Source organism: Sedimenticola hydrogenitrophicus, assembly GCF_029017505.1.
Taxonomy (GTDB): domain Bacteria; phylum Pseudomonadota; class Gammaproteobacteria; order Chromatiales; family Chromatiaceae; genus Sedimenticola; species Sedimenticola hydrogenitrophicus_A.
In genome coordinates this window covers 13,925-29,878 of sequence record NZ_JAQGEI010000028.1, presented here as the reverse complement: position 1 = coordinate 29,878, position 15,954 = coordinate 13,925, and the positions used below count along the sequence as shown (strand labels likewise).

The window sequence follows — 15,954 nt, the reverse complement described above, 5'->3', positions numbered from 1 at the left end:
CGCCCTGCACCACCCGGGACCGACTCCTAACGGTAGTTTGTTGCCTGTTCCAGCCCGATTCATGGAAAACCCCGTCGTGGAACTGGGCCGATTTGTACCAGTTGCCCGGGACTGTTCGGACAAATTGCCACAATTCCGCCCGATTCTGACAGCGGATTGCCCGTTCAATGAAATCCCCCTGCCACCCGGCTCCCGTTTAATGTCCGCAACACAACAGGCAACCGGCGCAAGTCAGGATGACTGCCTTACCAGGGATGGTGCGCTGGATCAAACAGGAGCAAGCGATGAACCGAAGTGTACTTTTTTCCCTGCTGGCCGGCGCGATGCTGTCCGGCAACGCCCATGCCTATCAGTCGCCGGGGCGGACGGTGGATGGGGGCCTGGAGCAGTGGCGGGGTGGCGCTGCGGCGGGTAGCGAAACCCGCTACCCGGGGGAGTGGCAGGGGGCCGGGATCGGGGCGGTTGCCGGTGCGCTGCTGGCCGGGCCGCCAGGCTTTATTGTCGGTGCCGTTGGCGGTGTGCTGGCGGGACGCAGTGCGGGACTGGAATCCGACCTGCACAGCGCGCGGCAGGAGGTGGCGCGCCTGGAGCGGCTGCGCCAGGCGGAGGCCGGTCGCCAGCGGCAACTCGCGCAACGGCTGGAGTCGGCGGAGTGGCGGGGCAGGCAGCAGCTGGAGGCCATCGCCGGCGGCTTCGTCTATCGCCTCCATTTCCGCACCGGGCAGAGTGTAATAGAAGCGGATGATCGACTCGCCCTGGAACGACTGGCGGTGGCGCTGCGGAGCCTGGCCGGGCTGGGCATCGAGGTGCACGCCTATGCGGACCGTCGCGGAACCGAAGACGGCAACCGGGCGCTGAGCCAGGCGCGCGCCCAGGCGGTGGTGGAACAGCTGCTCCGGCATGGCGTGGCGAGCGGACGCATTGTCCGCCAGGCGCACGGGGAAGCCGCGGCCCGCTATCCCGCCGCTGACCGCGAGGGGCTGGGTTATGACCGCCAGGTGGTGATCCGCTTCAGCGTCGGGGCGGCGGCGTAATGAACCGCCGCATCCAGCCCTTGAGCGAACAGTTTATCTACTGTTCCCCGGAGGCGATGAGCCGGGAACTGTACCGACTGTGCCCGGTTCCCCGGGCCGGTTATGACCATCACGAAAAGAAAACCCAGGAGGAGCGTCATGGCAAGGCAAAAAACGGTTAATCATCTGGGACGGGATATGTGGTTCACCTCCCTGGCCTCGCTGCTGGCAGGTGTCGTCACGGCGCTGCTGCTGGGGCTGCTGGTGTTTATCTTCATCCCCCCGGTAGCGGCGGCGGAGTCACCCGTCGAAGCGCCATCGATGCCGCTCGATCCGGACCAGGTGCGCCGTGGCAGTCTGCTGCTCAGGCTGGCTAGTGGCGGGGTGGCGGTGGATGCGCCGCTGCTGCATACCGATGTGCAGATGCAGGTCGGCGGCATGCTGGCGCGGGTGACGGTGCGACAGCGCTTCCGCAATCCCGGGACCGAATGGGTGGAGGGCACCTATGTGTTTCCCCTGCCCGAGGATGCGGCGGTCGACCGGATGCGCCTGCGCATCGGCGAGCGCCTGATCGAGGGTGAGATCCAGGAGAAGGAGGCGGCCCGGAAAACCTACGAGGCGGCCAAACGGTCGGGCCGGAAGGCGAGCCTGCTGAGCCAGGAGCGACCCAATATCTTTACCACCGCGGTGGCCAATATCGCTCCCGGGGAAACTGTGCAGGTGGAGATCGAGTATCAGCAGACGGTCGCCTACCGGCAGGGCGAGTTCCGGCTGCGCTTCCCGCTGGTGGTGGCGCCCCGCTATATTCCGGGTGAAGTGGTCGAGGCAGCCGAGGTGACGGCGTTTCAGGGCACCGGTTGGGCCAGGGACACCGTGGCGGTACCCGACGCCTCCCGGATCACGCCCCCGGTGGTGGACCCGCGGGAAGGTCCGGTCAACCCGGTGAGCATCGGCATCCGCCTCGATGCCGGCATGCCGCTGTCACGCCTGGAGAGTGTCTACCATCCGATGCGGATCGAGAGCGACGCCCAGGCTATCCATCACCTGACCCTGCAGGCCGCGGATGTGCCGGCGGATCGCGATTTTGAACTGCTCTGGGTGCCCGAGCCCGGAGATGCCCCGCGGGCGGCGCTGTTCAATGAATCCTGGCAGGGCGACGAATATGCACTGCTGATGCTGATGCCGCCGGCCCTCACCGCCACGGCACCCCGCGTACCGCGAGAGGTGATCTATGTGATCGATACCTCGGGTTCGATGCACGGCGACTCCATCATCCAGGCCCGCGCCGCCCTCCAGCTGGCCCTGCAGCGGCTCGATCCGGCCGACCGGTTCAATGTCATCCAGTTCAACCACCGTACCTCGGCGCTGTTTCCCCGCGCGGTGGCTGCCGCCCCCGGCAACCTGCGGCTCGCCCGGCAGTATGTCGAGGGCCTGACGGCCGACGGCGGGACCGAGATGTTGCCGGCCCTGCAACTGGCGCTGGGACAGCAGGCTGAGCAGGGGGTGTTGCGGCAGATTGTCTTTCTCACCGACGGCAGCGTGGGCAACGAGCAGGCGCTGTTCGGCCTGATTCACCGGCAGCTCGGCGACAGCCGGCTGTTCACGGTGGGGATCGGCTCGGCGCCGAACAGCTTCTTCATGACCCGGGCGGCCCAATTCGGCCGCGGCACCTTCACCTATATCGGCAAGGTGGCGGAGGTGGCCGAGAAGATGGCGGCCCTGTTTGCCCGCCTGGAAACCCCGCGCCTGACCGACATCGAGATCCGTTGGCCGCAAGATCAAGCGGTGGAGATGTGGCCGGCGCGGATACCCGATCTCTATCAGGGTGAGCCGGTCCTGGTGGCGTTGAAGATGGCGGCGGCGAAGATGGCTGGGGCCGGGTTGCCTTTGGAACTGACCGGGGATGCCGCCGGCACCCCCTGGCGGCAGCAGGTGACCCTGCGGGGCGGCGCGGCCCGCGCCGGGGTGCATCAGCTCTGGGCACGTCGCAAGATCGCCGATCTGATGGACCGCATGGCCCAGGGCGAGGCCGAGGCCGGGATACGCCAGGCGGTCCTGGATGTGGCGCTGCTGCATCGGCTGGTCAGCCGCTACACCAGTCTGGTGGCCGTGGACAAGACGCCGTCCAGGCCGGCAGACCAGGGGCTGAGCAGCAAGGCGCTGCCGACCAATCTGCCCAAGGGCTGGAGCGCGACCAAGGTGTTCGGCAGTCTGCCGCAGACCGCGACCGCATCGCAGTGGAATCTGCTGCTGGGCACGCTGCTGCTGATCGGTGGCCTGCTGATCTCCCGCTGGTCCACCCTCCGGCCCGGTCTGGTGCCCGGCATGGATAACGCCAGCGCCCGCGGGAGGCGGGTATGAAGTGGCGCCGGGTTGAGCCCGGGGTTCATCTGCGTCGGCTGCTGGCGGCGCTGTTGATCCTGGGTGGCAGCTGGCAGGTCGCCGCGGGCGGGTATATCCAGGCCAAGGCGTGGCTGGCCCAGTATCTGCTGCAGTCGGCTTGGCAGACCACCCAGGCGGGCGGGGAGCGGATACGCCCCTGGCCCTGGGCCGATACCTGGCCGCTGGCCAGACTGCGGGTGCCGCGGCTGGCGGTCGATCAGGTGGTGCTGTCCGGCGCCAGCGGTCGCACCCTGGCCTTCGGTCCGGGTCATCTCCCGGGCACCGCCCTTCCCGGGCAGGCGGGGAACAGCGTGATCAGCGGGCATCGGGATACCCATTTCCGCTTTCTCCGCGATCTGCGGCCGGGCGACCGCCTGGAGCTGACCCCGGCGAATGGCGAGGGGCTGATGTATGCGGTGGTGAGCGCCGAAGTGCATGACCAGTCCGATCTCTGGCTGCTCGAACAGGGGCAGACCCTGCTGACGCTGATCACCTGTTACCCCTTCGATGCCCTGACCCCGGGCGGGCCGGAGCGCTTTGTTATCCGTGCCATCCCGGTGCTGGGTGGCGGGGCGATACCGCCGGCTCCGGCTGCTACCTCGACCGGCGGGCGCAGGGTTTATCTGTAACTGCCAGGATCAGTCATGCCGCAGCGGTCTGGACTCCGGATGGGTGTCGATAAAATGTCTCAGCGCGTTTTGCAGCGCCTCCGCGTGAGCCAGGTTGTCGTTCTCCCGGGCGTGTTGAATATCATCCAGTATCATGCGCTTGATGACCACGGTCCCTTCCGGCAGATGGACCAGGTACTGGGCCATTTCGAGGGCAACGATTTCGGGGACATGTTCATGCTCGGCAATAGCCATGATCTCGTTCTCATCCAGTTCGCACAGGCCGAGGCAATCTTCAAGGGTCAACATGGTTCGATCCCTCCGATGGAATTTTCTCTCATCTATCACTATGGCAAAGGATAGCGGTCATTGGGTTGATCCAAATCACCGGATAGGGCGATGTCCGGCGATCAGCCACCGGTGGCGTTCATGTGTCTGAACAGCACCGGCTGGCGGGTGAGATCAAAGTCGTGACCTTTGGGTTTGATCTTCATGGATTCGTGTATCGCGGCGCGTAACGGCGCATCATCCAGCGGATGGGCCCGCAGTACCCGGCGCAGATCCATGGAGTGTTCCTGCCCCAGGCAGAGCAGCAGGCGGCCTTCGGCCGTCATGCGCACCCGGTTGCAGCTGTCGCAGAAGTTGTGGCTGTGGGGAGAGATGAAGCCGACCCGGGTCTCGTTACCCTGGATCCGGTAATAACGCGACGGGCCGCCGGTGGTTTCGGTGGTTGGCAGCAGTGAGAACTGTTGTTGCAGATCCCGCAGGATCTGGTCGCTGGAGTAGTAGGCCTCGGCGCGGTCATGCTCGCTGATCACTCCCAGGGGCATCTCCTCGATGAAACTGATGTCCATGCCGCGCACCTGGCAGAACCGCACTAGGTCGACCACCTCATCATGGTTGCGATGCTTGAGGATCACCGAGTTGATCTTGATACGTCCGAAGCCGGCATCCAGCGCGGCATCGATACCATCCAGGGTGCGCTGCAGTTCCCCGGTGCGGGTGATGGCATGGAAGCGCTCCGGCTGCAGGGTATCCAGGCTGATATTGATCCGGGTGACGCCGGCCTCCTTGAGGTCCCTGGCATATTTCGTCAACTGGGTGCCGTTGGTAGTGAGGGTGAAATCACTCAGTCCCTGCAGCTGGCCCAGCGACCGGAACAGCTGAATAATGTTGCGCCGGGTCAGCGGTTCACCACCGGTGATGCGGATCTTGTTGACCCCCAGCTCGACGAATGTTTTGCCGATGCGGTAGAGCTCCTCCAGCGTCAGCAGCTGGGAGCGGGGTACAAACTCCATATCCTCCGACATACAGTAGACGCAGCGCAGGTCGCAGCGGTCGGTTACCGAGATCCGAAGATATTTAATCTCTCTGCCAAAACGGTCGATCAGCCGCTGCCGGTCTGCCGTACCGCTCTCGTTGATCTGCTCTGATTCATACATAGCCCAGAGTTTAGAGTCAGCTGTCCGCAAATACCATACCTATTTACTAGGGTTTTTTTGTTTCCCGGCGGCGGCGGCAATGATGCCCCGGTGGCAGGGGTGGTGAAGTGACCGTTAAATGGTGTCATTTGTCCCAATGAGCATCACCTGGTGTGACATTTTGCCGCAATTCATAACGCGTTAAATTCCTTTTTCGCCGCTGATCTGCCCTCGCCCGCTCCAGAGCGGCCGCTGCAACCGCTGGTACGGTCCTTGCGGTGCAGTTTCGAATGGTTGCTGCCAAGAGGCGATTTAGCATGTCTGAAAAAGCCGTGGATGATCCGGGTGTGCCGGTCCCAACCGAATTCTCGCTTTCCGTGCTGATGCAGCGGTCGCCGTCGGACAGCCCCTGGCAGGATGAACTCTGGGAAGTGGTCGGTGTCACCGCCACCCGAGGGGAGCGGTCCGCGTCCCCGGGGACGGTAACCCTGGTGCATGAGCAGGGCGAGATACGCCAGTACCGGCACAGCGGTTTCCGGCTGCGACTGCATGTCGATGAGTGCGAGAGCTACTACCACAACCTCCGCGCCCCTGTCCCTCGATGCTTCGTCATTGCCGGAGAGGACGGGGAGGGCAGGCCTGTGCCCTTTCTGGTCAGTCTCAGTTTTGATGAGGCCAACGCCTATCAGGAGGGTGATGGGGCGGTCTACGCGGTGGCGATGCCGCCGGAGCTTTACCGTTGGTGTGAACTGTTTGTACTGGATCACTACGTACCGGAAAAGAAGAAAAAACGCCGCCTGACCGACTGGCGCAAGGCGGGCGATGACCCAGCGATAAAGGCAGCGCGCCATGAGTAGCCGAGACAAGGATGCGGTGGATGTTCAGCCGTCGGCTACACCGTTGGGTGCCCAGGCGTCGGACAATTTTGTCTCCCGCTGGTCGCGGCTGAAGCAGGCGTCCGCAGCACCGCCTCAACCCGCCAGCGAGTCCGTCGCAGCGCCCGCGCCCGCGGAAGTCCGCGAGGCGCCGCCCACCGATGCCGACATGCCGCCGCTGGAGTCGCTGGATGAGACGTCCGATTACACCGGCTTCCTGTCGGAGAAGGTGAGCGAGACGTTGCGCCGGCAGGCGCTGCGGAAGCTGTTTCACAGCGAGCTCTTCAACGTCTGTGACGGCCTGGATGATTATGCCGGTGATTTCACCAGCTTCGCCCCACTGGGGGATATCGTCACCTCGGACATGCGTCATCAACTGGCCCTGGCGGAAGAGCGGCTGAAGGCCGCGCTGGCGCCAGATGATGAAGGCCCGTCGGGGGCCGCTGTGAACAATGGGGTGGACAACGGGATGGAGGGCGACGAGTCGCCTTGCCCGGAGCCCGTCCCCGTCACGGCCGGTCCCGGCGTCAGGCAACAGGTAGAAGCAGATGATGAACCCAAAAATTTCATTTCAACCGCGAAGAACGCAAGTAACATGAAGGAAAACAATGACTTGTATTTTTCCGATCCTTCATCTGACGGGTTGGACAGGACATGAGCCATAGTATCTCTTGGCGTACTGTAACTACTTACGGGGGGGATTGGCCTGCCTTGTTGGCCGATCTTGGTGGCGCCTCGAATCCGGCCCCTTTTTCAGATTCAAGCCTGCCCTTGTCTGAGCGAAGCGAGTTTGGGCAGGCGCTGAAAAAGGGGCCGGATTCGAGGATACAAGCCACCGTGTGAGGCCGGCAAGGCAGGCCAATCACCTTCAGGCCGGGTGAGTAGTTACGGCGTACTTTGTGTTCTTTGCGGTTGAATCGAGGAGTTCAGTGCTCCGTCAACGTGATAATTACGGATTCAGCGTCCCTGTGGCGTTTCGCAGCAAGGCGCAGTGCGCCGGCAATGTCGGGTTCCCTTGTCAAGCGCTGCAACGCGGCTGCGGGACGCCACAGGGACGCCCGAAGGGTGAGCTTGTCAGCGCCCATGGACGGCGTTGCGCCTCTTGCCAAGGGAGCCGACCATTGCCAGCGAGGCGCGCCTTGCCATGAACGCTGACAAGCTCACTGAACTCGCAATTATCACATTGACGGAGCACTCGGATGAATGAGCAGATTAGGATGCGCAACAACCGCGCCCGCGAGGCGGCCCTGGCGGCGATCGGGCGCGTGGCGCTGGAACCGACCGATCTGGTTGAGTACCAGTCGCGGGGGAGGGTGGTGATCATCGGCGGGGCCGAGGCGCTGGAGTTTGCCCCCCGGCTGGAGCCGCCACTGCGGGCCCAGGTGCTGCTGACCGCGGGCGAGGAGCTGCCCGGGGTGCCGGTGATCCCGCTGGCGGGAAGGACGCTGGACATCACCGGGCATCTGGGGGCGTTCACGCTGCACCTGGGCGAGCCGGGCCGGCCCAATGCCGAGGTGCTGACGGCGGATCTGCTCCTCGACCTGGGGGCGGAACCGCAACTGGGTATGCCGATGAAGCCGCCGGGGTATCTGTGGAGCGCCAGCGATGAGCCGGCGCTGAGCCGCGCCCTCGACCAGCTCAGGGAGCTGGTGGGTACTTTCGACAAACCGCGCTACTTCGGTTACGACGCCGCGATCTGTGCGCACGGGCGCTCCGGACAGATCGCCTGTACCCGCTGTATCGATGCCTGTCCGGCCGAGGCGATCAGTTCGCTGATCGAACAGGTGACCGTGGATGCCCACCGCTGTCAGGGGGGTGGCGTCTGTGCCACGGTCTGCCCCAGCGGCGCGATCCGTTACCGTTATCCCCGGCCGGCGGACACCCTGGAACAGATCCGCCTGCTGCTGCGTACTTATCGGCAGGAGGGGGGGAGCCAGGCGGTGCTGGTTTTTGTCGCGGCTAGCGATGCCGAGCCGCCGCCACTGCCGGCCAACCAGATCCCGCTACGGATCGAGGAGCTGGCCAGTGTCGGGTTGGAGGTCTGGCTGACCGCGCTGGCCTATGGCGCCGAGTCGGTGCTGCTGCTCGACCAGGGGGGAATGCCGGCGGCGGTTGCCCAGGCGGTGAAGCAGCAGATCACCACTGCCGGGGAGATCCTTGCCGCCCTGGGTTATCCGCCACACGCCATCCGCCTGGTCGGCGTGGCAGATCTGGTCGAAGCCGGCGCGACCGGGCGGCTCGGCATCGAGCCGGCCAACTTCGCCGCCAACGGCGGCAAGCGTCAGGTCGCCTATATGGCCATCGATCATCTGTTCGCACAGGCCGCCCGGGCCCGGCCGATGGCCAGCCTGACGGTGGGGGCGCCCTTCGGCACCGCCCAGGTGTCGGCGGATGCCTGCACCCTCTGCCTGGCCTGTGTCGGCGCCTGCCCCGGCAAGGCGCTGCTGTCGGGTCAGGATGAGCCTCAGCTGCGTTTTATCGAGGCCAACTGTGTGCAATGCGGACTCTGCACCCGCACCTGCCCCGAGGATGCCATCTGGATCACCCCGCGACTGCTGTTCAACCGCGAGGAGCGCAGCCGGGTACGCCTGCTGCATCAGGAGCCGCCGTTCTGCTGCACGGCGTGCGGCAAGCCCTTCGCCACCCGCTCGGTGATCCAGAACATGCTGCGCAAGCTGGAGGGGCACGCGATGTTCCAGGATGGCCGGGCGCGGCACCGTCTGACCATGTGTCAGGACTGCCGGGTGGTGGATATTGCCCAGGATCCGGAGGCCATGGACCAGGGGATAACCGGGAAATGGCTCCAGTAGTCCCTAGGGCTTGGTTATTTCGCTCCCTAATGGTCGCTTTTTTACCGGGTCTATTGGCCCGCCCATTGCTCATAGCTAAAACGAGGAAGATGTGATGGCGAAACAGGTCGAGGCGATGCAGACAGAGTTGCTCGAACAACAACCGTCAGCCCGGGTGGCCCCGCTGCCGGCCCATGATGGCGTACTGAGCCGGGAGCAGCAATATCGCGCCGGCGCCTACGGTTTGTTGGCCTCGCTGCTGGCGCGGCCGCCGGATCAGACAATGCTGGATTGGGTTTCCGGGTTCGCCGCGATCGATCAGAACGGCGGCGAGATGGCCCTCTCCATGTCCATGTTGGGACTGGCCGCCAGCCGCTGTCGTCCGGAGGCGATCAAGGATGAGTATCACGCCCTGTTTATCGGCCTGGGCCGGGGTGAACTGGTGCCCTACGGCTCCTGGTATCTCACCGGGTTTCTGATGGAGCGGCCGCTGGGGCGTCTGCGGGATGATCTGGCGGCAATGGGCTTGCAACGGGATCCCGCGGTGCACGAACCGGAAGATCACGTGGCGGCACTCTGTGAGGTGATGCGGCTGCTGATCGGCGATGCCGTCGACCACGACCGTCAGTCACGCTTCTTCAATGCGCATCTAGCCGGTTGGTCGAAGCGCTTTTTCAGCGACCTGAGCGAGGCCGGCGCGGCGGTGTTTTACCGCGCGGTGGGTCGCTTTGGTGTCGCCTATATGGAGCTGGAGAGCCGTTACCTGGCGATGCAGGTCTGATGACCCCTCTATAGTTTGCCCTTGGTGGGAGGAGATGTAATGAAAAATGATCAGAAAAAGGCCCTGAACAGCGAGCGGCGGAACTTCATCCGCGGTTCTTTGGTGGCGGGTGTGGGTGTGGCTACGGCCGCGGTGATACCGGGTGCGGTGGTGGCGGCCGATAGCGACTCCCCGGGACAACCCCCAGGACAACCCAGGGCGCAGAAGGGCTATCGCCTGACCGCGCACATCCTTGAATATTACAAATCCACGGCAAGCTGATCGGCAGCCACGGCCCATCAGGGGGAACGCTATGAAACTGACTAAACGATCCGATCAGACCACGCTGCAACCGGTCGATGACAACCAGCGGAAAGTTGCCTCCAGCGGCACTGCCATCAGCCGCCGGACCTTCCTGCGCAACTCCAGCCTGATGGCCGGAGGGGCGGTGCTTGCCGGCAGCTATACGCCCGGCATGATCAAGCGGGTGCAGGCCGAAACCGCCGACGCCGGGGCGGTCCAGCAGGTGAAGACCATCTGCACCCACTGCTCGGTCGGCTGCGGCATCCTGGCCGAAGTGCGCAACGGCGTCTGGACCGGCCAGGAGCCGGCCTTCGACCATCCGTTCAGCCACGGCTCGCACTGCGCCAAGGGCGCCTCGGTGCGCGAGCATGGGCATGGCGAGCGACGCCTGAAGTACCCCACCAAACTGGTGGATGGCAAATGGACGCGCATCAGCTGGGATCAGGCGATCAACGAGATCGGCGACAAGATGCTGCAGATCCGCGAGAGCTCGGGGCCGGACTCGGTCTACTGGCTCGGCTCCGCCAAGCACAACAATGAACAGGCCTATCTGTTCCGTAAATTCGCCGCCCTGTGGGGCACCAATAACGTGGATCATCAGGCCCGTATCTGTCACTCCACCACGGTCGCCGGTGTCGCCAATACCTGGGGCTACGGGGCGATGACCAACTCCTATAACGATATCCATTACTCGCAGGCGATCCTGCTGATCGGCGGTAATCCGGCCGAGGCCCATCCGGTCTCCCTGCAGCACATTATGCGGGCGAAGGAGCGCAACAATGCGCCGTTGATCGTGATCGATCCGCGTTTTACCCGCACCGCGGCCCATGCCGACCAGTATCTGCGGCTGCGCCCCGGAACCGACGTACCGCTGATCTGGGGCATGCTCTGGCACATCTTCCAGAACGGCTGGGAAGACAAGGAGTATATCAACCAGCGGGTGTACGGCCTGGAAGAGGTGAAGCAAGAGGTGGCCAAATGGACGCCGGACGAGGTGGAGCGGGTGACCGGGGTGCCGGAACACCAGGTATATGCCGCGGTCAAGACCATGGCGGATAACCGCCCGGGCACCCTGATCTGGTGCATGGGAGGAACCCAGCACACCATCGGCAACAACAATACCCGCGCCTACTGCATCTTCCAGCTGGCGCTGGGCAATGTGGGCGTCTCCGGTGGCGGCACTAATATCTTCCGCGGCCATGACAATGTGCAGGGGGCCACCGACCTCGGTGTGCTCTCCCATACCCTGCCGGGTTATTACGGCCTCGCCGAGGGTTCATGGAAACACTGGGCCAAGGTCTGGGATGTGGATTTCGAGTGGCTCAAGGGGCGATTCGACCCGGCCAGCTACGAGCAGAGCAAGGGCAAGGATATCAGCACCATGCACACCAACGGCATCCCGGTTTCGCGCTGGATCGACGGGGTGCTGGAGGATAAGGCGAATATCGCGCAGAAGGACAATGTGAAGGCGATGGTGTTCTGGGGCCATGCCCCCAACAGCCAGACCCGTGGCAAGGAGATGAAGAGCGCCATGGAGAAGCTGGACATGCTGGTGATTGTCGATCCCTATCCCACGGTCTCCGCGGTGATGCACGATCGCACCGACGGGGTCTATCTGTTGCCGGCGGCGACCCAGTTCGAGACCTCGGGCTCGGTCACCGCCTCCAACCGCTCACTGCAGTGGCGTAACAAGGTGATCGAGCCGCTGTTCGAGTCACTGCCCGATCAGACCATCATGTACAAGTTCGCCCGGAAGCTCGGTTTTGACGGCGAATTGGTGAAAAACATCCAGGTCAATGGCGAGGAGCCGCTGATCGAGGATATCACCCGCGAGTTCAACCGCGGCATGTGGACCATCGGCTATACCGGCCAGAGCCCGGAGCGTCTGAAGAAGCAGCAGGAGAACTGGGGCACCTTCAACTACGATACCCTGTTGGCGGAGGGCGGAGCCTGCGACGGCGAGTATTACGGACTGCCCTGGCCCTGCTGGGGAACCGCCGGGATGGGACACCCGGGTACGCCCAACCTCTACGATACCAGCAAGACGGTGGCGGAGGGTGGTCTCACCTTCCGCGCCCGGTTCGGCGTGGAGCGTAACGGCGAGAGCCTGCTGGCCAATGGTTCCTACTCCAAGGGATCCGAAATCAAGGACGGCTATCCCGAGTTCACCGACAAGCTGCTGAAGAAGCTGGGCTGGTGGAACGACCTGAGCGCGGAAGAGCAGCAGCTGGCCGAGGGCAAGAACTGGAAGACCGATCTCTCGGGCGGCATCCAGCGGGTCGCCATCAAGCATGGCTGTGCGCCGTTCGGCAACGCCAAGGCGCGTACCGTGGTCTGGACCTTCCCCGATCCGGTACCGATCCACCGCGAGCCGCTCTACACCAGCCGGCGTGATCTGGTGGAGAAGTATCCCACCTATGAGGACCGCAAGTCGTTCTATCGCCTGCCGGTGCGCTATGCGTCGATTCAGGCCAAGGATTACTCCAAGGACTACCCGCTGATCCTCACTTCCGGTCGTCTGGTGGAGTACGAGGGCGGTGGCGACGAGACCCGCTCCAACCCCTGGCTGGCGGAGCTGCAGCAGGAGATGTTCGTGGAGATCAATCCGCGCGACGCCAACAACGCCGGGGTGCGGGATGGTGACGATGTCTGGGTTGAGGGCGCCGAGGGTGCCCGGCTCAGGGTGAAGGCCCAGGTCACCCGCCGGGTCGCCGCCGGTGTGGCCTTCTTGCCGTTCCACTTCGGTGGCCGCTTTGAGGGCAAGGACCTGCGCTCCAAGTATCCCGAGGGGGCTGCCCCCTTCGTCCTGGGCGAGGCCGCCAACACGGCCATGACCTACGGCTATGATTCGGTGACCCAGATGCAGGAGACCAAGTGTAGCCTGTGCAAGATCAGCAAAGCGTAAACAAGAGGATAAAACGATGGCTCGAATGAAATTCTATTGTGACGCTGAACGCTGCATCGAGTGCAACGCCTGTGTCACGGCCTGTAAAAACGAGAACGAGGTGCCGTGGGGGGTGAATCGCCGCCGCGTGGTGACCATCAAGGACGGCGAGCCGGGTGAACGCTCGCTCTCGGTGGCCTGTATGCACTGTTCGGACGCGCCCTGTATCGCCGTCTGCCCGGTGGATTGCATCTACGATACGCTGGATGGCGTGGTGCTGCATAACAAGGACATCTGTATCGGCTGCGGTTACTGCTTCTACGCCTGTCCGTTCGGCGCCCCGCAGTTTCCCCAGGCCGGCGCCTTCGGTTCACGTGGCAAGATGGACAAGTGTACCTTCTGTGCCGGCGGACCCGAACAGGACCTCAGTGTCGAGGAGCATCGCAAATACGGCTCCAACCGGCTGGCTGAGGGCAAGCTGCCGCTGTGTGCCGAGATGTGCGCCACCAAGGCACTGCTGGCCGGCGATGCCAACACCATCTCCGACATCTACCGCGAACGGGTCATCAACCGCGGGGCCAGCGTGCTCAACCGGGGGGTCTCCTACCGGAATGCGGCCTTCCGCGCCTCGCGCGGGATGGAGGGTAAGAGCAGCATGAAAAAATAGGCTGTGTAGCGGTTAGGTGTTATCTGAGAGGCGGTGCTTTGGCGGGGTGCTTTGCCAAATCGCGGCGGAAGGGCTCGCCCTATCGCATCAGAACAGGGGTCGGAGTCCAATGCTACTTAGTTAAGGTTAAAACTCCCGTCATCCCGGCGCAGGCCGGGATCCATATCCACCAATGGTGGTCGCTTCTCTGGATTCCGGCCTGCGCCGGAATGACGATCCACTTACTTTCACGGGAATAGACTGCCTAATTAAGTGCCATTCGGGTCGGAGTCAAATTTGATCAAGGAAACCGGGCGTTTTTCCAGACAATGTCCATCAAATTTGACTCCGACCCCAATAGGGATTTCTTAAGTAAGTGCCACTTGGGGCAGAGCCAATAAATGGTCCAACCGGAAGCGGTCTTCCTGTGGCCAGCTCACTCAATACGAGAAGGTTCGCTGTAGGGGCGTGGATTAGTGCAGGGTAGTGTTGCGGATCATGAGAGTCAGGAGAGTGTGATGAGCAGGGCCAGAATCCCGTATAGAGCAGTAACTGCGATCCAGGGCGGGGTGTTCATCCTGTTCTGCCTGATCGTGCTGTTGCCGATGCTGACCCCGACTGCGGCACGGGCACAGACACAGACGAATGAAAGCGAAAGGGCCATACCGGTCCCCAATCCGAGCGCCGATTTGTGGCGCGAGGTGCGGCAGCGCGAGGGGATTGTGGCGGGCCGGAGCCAGGTGGCCGGGGTGGACAGCGGGACCCTGATCAACCCCTATGGGGAGACCTGGCGCAACTTCCGCATGCAGCAGTTGATCCCCTACAGTGGTTATCTGCTGGCCGGGGTGCTGCTGTTGCTGACGCTGTTCTATTTCATCCTCGGCAAGATCAAGGTCGATGCCGGCCTGGGTGACAGGAAACTGTTCCGTTATACCCTCTATGAGCGAACCATCCACTGGTTCATCGCCTCGGTGTTCCTGTTTCTCGCCCTGACCGGCCTGATCCTGCTGTATGGCCGTCCCCTGCTGATCCCGCTGATCGGGCAGGAGGGGTTCTCCCTGCTCGCCTCCGCCAGCAAGGAGGGCCACAACCTGTTTGGCCCGGTGTTTGCGGTGGCGCTGCTGCTGATCTTTTTCCGCTTTGTCCGGCGCAACATCTACCAGAAGGGTGATCTTACCTGGCTGCTGAAAGGGGGTGGCATTATCGGCAAGCGCCATGTGCCGTCCAACTTCTTCAACATGGGCGAGAAGAGCATGTTCTGGCTGCTGGCGCTGGTGGGTGTGGTGATCGTCGGCTCCGGTCTGGTGCTGGTGTTTCCGGTATTCGGGCAGGCGCGCATAACCATGGAGCTGGCCCACGTCTCCCACGCCGTCACCACGGTGCTGATGATCGCCGTGATCCTTGGGCACATCTATATCGGTTCGGTGGGTATGGAAGGCGCGCTGGACGGCATGACTACCGGTTACTGCGACCTGAACTGGGCGCGCGAGCACCATGCCCAGTGGGCCGAGCGCTGCGAGCAGGAGGGAGAGGTGGTGAGCGAGAGCGAGGTTTCGTCGCAGCGCGGTGAAGCGGCCGGCGGACCGGCCGCGCCGAGCGGGATGCAGGAGTCCGGACAATGATCGGACAGCTGATTGACGGACCGCTCTGGTACTTCTCCCTGGCGGTGTTCGGTGTCGGCATGCTGTATCGTCTCTACTCGATCCTGCGCGCCGGCGTGAAACCGGATCTGGCGCCCCCCCGCGCCGGTGGGGGTGCCGGCGCCCTGCGCAACCTGTTCAGCCGCTTCGTCCCCCGCCGGGATGTGGCGACCCGCGGCCGGCTGACCTTGATCGCCGGTTACCTGTTTCACCTGGGGCTGTTCGCGCTGCTGTTCTTTGCCCAGCCCCATGTGGATTTCCTGGCCGAGCGGATCACCGGTTTCGGCTGGCCGGCACTCCCCTACTGGGCCTTTATCATCAGTGCCGAGCTGGCCTTTGTCGGCCTGCTGCTGCTGTGGCTGCACCGGCTGCTGCATCCGGTGACCCGTCTGCTCTCATCTGTGGACGACCATATCGGCACCGGGCTGGTGTTCCTGGTCATGTTGAGCGGCTGTCTGGCCCTGGCGCAGGCCTTCGAGCCGTTGCGTCTGCTGCATCTGTTCCTGGCCGAGCTGCTGCTGATCTATTTTCCGTTCAGCAGCCTGATGCACACCTTCACCTTTGTCTTCAGCCGTGGTTATACCGGTGCCATGATGGGACGCAAGGGCGTCAACGCCTGAGCCAGGGAGAGAC

The 15,954-nt window shown here is 63.5% G+C and carries 15 protein-coding genes; 13 read left to right on the top strand and 2 right to left on the bottom strand.

Annotated features, from left to right (window positions below):
* Positions 1-284: 284 nt before the first annotated feature.
* From O9K64_RS16460 to O9K64_RS16445, 4 genes are read left to right on the top strand one after another with little or no spacing between them, the layout of a single operon-like run.
* Positions 285-1,034: an OmpA family protein gene (locus O9K64_RS16460; RefSeq protein WP_275099190.1), complete on the top strand. Its 750-nt coding sequence runs from the start codon at positions 285-287 to the stop codon at positions 1,032-1,034.
* Positions 1,034-1,195 (top strand): hypothetical protein, encoded by a 162-nt coding sequence (locus O9K64_RS16455; protein WP_275099189.1) that lies wholly within the window; start codon positions 1,034-1,036, stop codon positions 1,193-1,195. Before O9K64_RS16460 ends, O9K64_RS16455 begins: the two co-directional genes overlap by 1 nt.
* A complete protein-coding gene (locus tag O9K64_RS16450; protein ID WP_275099188.1) occupies positions 1,173-3,374 on the top strand; it encodes a marine proteobacterial sortase target protein in 2,202 nt (733 codons plus the stop codon). Before O9K64_RS16455 ends, O9K64_RS16450 begins: the two co-directional genes overlap by 23 nt.
* Positions 3,371-4,024, top strand: a complete 654-nt coding sequence (locus tag O9K64_RS16445) for a class GN sortase (protein ID WP_275099187.1) — start codon at positions 3,371-3,373, stop codon at positions 4,022-4,024. The genes O9K64_RS16450 and O9K64_RS16445 overlap by 4 nt, the downstream gene beginning before the upstream one ends.
* 9 nt (positions 4,025-4,033) lie before the next feature.
* Here O9K64_RS16445 and O9K64_RS16440 read toward each other — a convergent pair whose 3' ends face one another.
* Both O9K64_RS16440 and moaA read right to left on the bottom strand, forming a co-directional pair.
* Entirely contained in the window at positions 4,034-4,312 is a 279-nt protein-coding gene (locus O9K64_RS16440) for a hypothetical protein (protein ID WP_275099186.1), read from the bottom strand.
* 101 nt (positions 4,313-4,413) lie between these two features.
* The gene (moaA, locus tag O9K64_RS16435) at positions 4,414-5,445 is read right to left on the bottom strand and encodes a GTP 3',8-cyclase MoaA (RefSeq protein ID WP_275099185.1); all 1,032 of its coding nucleotides are present in this window, start codon (positions 5,443-5,445) and stop codon (positions 4,414-4,416) included.
* Between the two features lie 296 nt (positions 5,446-5,741).
* On the opposite strand from moaA, the gene O9K64_RS16430 reads away from it, so the two are divergent.
* The 9 genes from O9K64_RS16430 (at position 5,742) to O9K64_RS16390 (ending at position 15,941) form a co-directional block, all read left to right on the top strand.
* Positions 5,742-6,281 carry a DUF3305 domain-containing protein gene (locus tag O9K64_RS16430; RefSeq protein WP_275099184.1) on the top strand — a complete coding sequence of 180 codons (540 nt, stop codon included), beginning with the start codon at positions 5,742-5,744 and terminating at the stop codon, positions 6,279-6,281.
* Positions 6,274-6,957, top strand: a complete 684-nt coding sequence (locus tag O9K64_RS16425; protein WP_275099183.1) for a DUF3306 domain-containing protein — start codon at positions 6,274-6,276, stop codon at positions 6,955-6,957. Before O9K64_RS16430 ends, O9K64_RS16425 begins: the two co-directional genes overlap by 8 nt.
* 541 nt (positions 6,958-7,498) lie before the next feature.
* On the top strand, positions 7,499-9,109 hold the full coding sequence (locus tag O9K64_RS16420; RefSeq protein WP_275099182.1) for a 4Fe-4S binding protein: 1,611 nt from the start codon (positions 7,499-7,501) through the stop codon (positions 9,107-9,109).
* Between the two features lie 94 nt (positions 9,110-9,203).
* On the top strand, positions 9,204-9,869 hold the full coding sequence (locus tag O9K64_RS16415; protein WP_275099181.1) for a TorD/DmsD family molecular chaperone: 666 nt from the start codon (positions 9,204-9,206) through the stop codon (positions 9,867-9,869).
* Between the two features lie 39 nt (positions 9,870-9,908).
* On the top strand, positions 9,909-10,130 hold the full coding sequence (locus O9K64_RS16410; RefSeq protein WP_275099180.1) for a twin-arginine translocation signal domain-containing protein: 222 nt from the start codon (positions 9,909-9,911) through the stop codon (positions 10,128-10,130).
* 151 nt (positions 10,131-10,281) lie between these two features.
* Positions 10,282-13,056, top strand: coding sequence for a formate dehydrogenase subunit alpha (locus O9K64_RS16405; protein WP_420493180.1), 2,775 nt, complete (start codon positions 10,282-10,284; stop codon positions 13,054-13,056).
* Between the two features lie 16 nt (positions 13,057-13,072).
* Positions 13,073-13,702 (top strand): formate dehydrogenase FDH3 subunit beta, encoded by a 630-nt coding sequence (fdh3B, locus tag O9K64_RS16400; protein ID WP_275099178.1) that lies wholly within the window; start codon positions 13,073-13,075, stop codon positions 13,700-13,702.
* Between the two features lie 497 nt (positions 13,703-14,199).
* Entirely contained in the window at positions 14,200-15,303 is a 1,104-nt protein-coding gene (locus O9K64_RS16395) for a formate dehydrogenase subunit gamma (protein WP_275099177.1), read from the top strand.
* Positions 15,300-15,941, top strand: a complete 642-nt coding sequence (locus O9K64_RS16390; protein ID WP_275099176.1) for a hypothetical protein — start codon at positions 15,300-15,302, stop codon at positions 15,939-15,941. The genes O9K64_RS16395 and O9K64_RS16390 overlap by 4 nt, the downstream gene beginning before the upstream one ends.
* Positions 15,942-15,954 lie beyond the last annotated feature (13 nt).

Coding starts and splice junctions, on each gene's coding strand:
- O9K64_RS16460 (WP_275099190.1), top strand. CDS start 285: ATGAACCGAAGTGTACTTTTTTCCCTGCTGGCCGGCGCGATGCTGTCC.
- O9K64_RS16455 (WP_275099189.1), top strand. CDS start 1,034: ATGAACCGCCGCATCCAGCCCTTGAGCGAACAGTTTATCTACTGTTCC.
- O9K64_RS16450 (WP_275099188.1), top strand. CDS start 1,173: ATGGCAAGGCAAAAAACGGTTAATCATCTGGGACGGGATATGTGGTTC.
- O9K64_RS16445 (WP_275099187.1), top strand. CDS start 3,371: ATGAAGTGGCGCCGGGTTGAGCCCGGGGTTCATCTGCGTCGGCTGCTG.
- O9K64_RS16440 (WP_275099186.1), bottom strand. CDS start 4,312: ATGTTGACCCTTGAAGATTGCCTCGGCCTGTGCGAACTGGATGAGAAC.
- moaA (WP_275099185.1), bottom strand. CDS start 5,445: ATGTATGAATCAGAGCAGATCAACGAGAGCGGTACGGCAGACCGGCAG.
- O9K64_RS16430 (WP_275099184.1), top strand. CDS start 5,742: ATGTCTGAAAAAGCCGTGGATGATCCGGGTGTGCCGGTCCCAACCGAA.
- O9K64_RS16425 (WP_275099183.1), top strand. CDS start 6,274: ATGAGTAGCCGAGACAAGGATGCGGTGGATGTTCAGCCGTCGGCTACA.
- O9K64_RS16420 (WP_275099182.1), top strand. CDS start 7,499: ATGAATGAGCAGATTAGGATGCGCAACAACCGCGCCCGCGAGGCGGCC.
- O9K64_RS16415 (WP_275099181.1), top strand. CDS start 9,204: ATGGCGAAACAGGTCGAGGCGATGCAGACAGAGTTGCTCGAACAACAA.
- O9K64_RS16410 (WP_275099180.1), top strand. CDS start 9,909: ATGAAAAATGATCAGAAAAAGGCCCTGAACAGCGAGCGGCGGAACTTC.
- O9K64_RS16405 (WP_420493180.1), top strand. CDS start 10,282: ATGGCCGGAGGGGCGGTGCTTGCCGGCAGCTATACGCCCGGCATGATC.
- fdh3B (WP_275099178.1), top strand. CDS start 13,073: ATGGCTCGAATGAAATTCTATTGTGACGCTGAACGCTGCATCGAGTGC.
- O9K64_RS16395 (WP_275099177.1), top strand. CDS start 14,200: ATGAGCAGGGCCAGAATCCCGTATAGAGCAGTAACTGCGATCCAGGGC.
- O9K64_RS16390 (WP_275099176.1), top strand. CDS start 15,300: ATGATCGGACAGCTGATTGACGGACCGCTCTGGTACTTCTCCCTGGCG.